Annotated in this window: 1 protein-coding gene; it reads left to right on the forward strand. The window is 71.1% G+C overall.

What is annotated here, in order from left to right:
• Positions 1-104: 104 nt before the first annotated feature.
• Positions 105-865, forward strand: a 761-nt coding sequence (locus AAE045_RS23145; protein ID WP_455549672.1) for a DUF58 domain-containing protein, incomplete at its 3' end; no start/stop codon positions are given.

Raw genomic sequence — 865 nt, forward strand, 5'->3', positions numbered from 1 at the left:
CCGCCTGCTGCTGTCCTTCGCTGCCGAGGCCGAGCAGAAGAGCGCCGACGACGTGGTCGCCGCGCTGCTGCAGGCCGTGCCGTTCCCGGGTTGATCCGCACACCGTGAGCCGCAACGTACCGATCGCGATCCCCGCCGATGTCCGCAGCCGCCTGAAGGCGCTGCGGCTGCTGCCACGGCGTGCACGCGGCGCGCACGGCATCGGCCAGCACGCCAGCCGCAGCCGCGGCGCCGGGCTGGAGTTTGCGCAGTACCGCGCCTATGAACCTGGCGATGAACTGCGCCAGATCGACTGGAAGCTCTACGCGCGCTCGGACCGCTTCTTCGTGCGTGAATCCGAACGCGAAAGCCCGATCACGACCTGGGTGCTGATCGATGCGACCGCCTCGGCGCGCCAGAGCGACCGTGCGCGACCGGACTGGTCGCGCCTGGACTACCTCTGCGCCACCGCCGCCTGCCTGGTCGAACTGGCCCTGCAGCAAAGCGACCGCTTCGGCGTGATCGCCATCAGCGGCGAGAGCGTGCAACTGGTCCCCGCCGGGCACGGCCCGCGCCAGCGCGACCGCGTGCACCTGCTGCTGCGCCAACTTCGGGCCAGCGGCACGTGGCCGCCGGTCACTTCCCTGGCCCCGGTCTGGGAGCGGGTGCAGGCCGGCGACCTGCTGGTCGCGCTGGGCGACGGTTTCGACGAAGGTAGCATCGTGCTGCTGGAACGGCTGGCCGCCGCCCGCCGCGAGGTGCTGCACCTGCAGGTACTGACCGCCGAAGAGCGCGATTTCCCGTTCACCGACGGCCACCGCTTCCGCGATCCGGAAACCGGCGAGGAGCTGCTGGGCGATGGCCGTGCGATCCGTGCCGAATACCT

Origin of the sequence: Dryocola clanedunensis (assembly GCF_038405435.1) — a bacterium.
GTDB lineage: Bacteria > Pseudomonadota > Gammaproteobacteria > Enterobacterales > Enterobacteriaceae > Dryocola > Dryocola clanedunensis_A.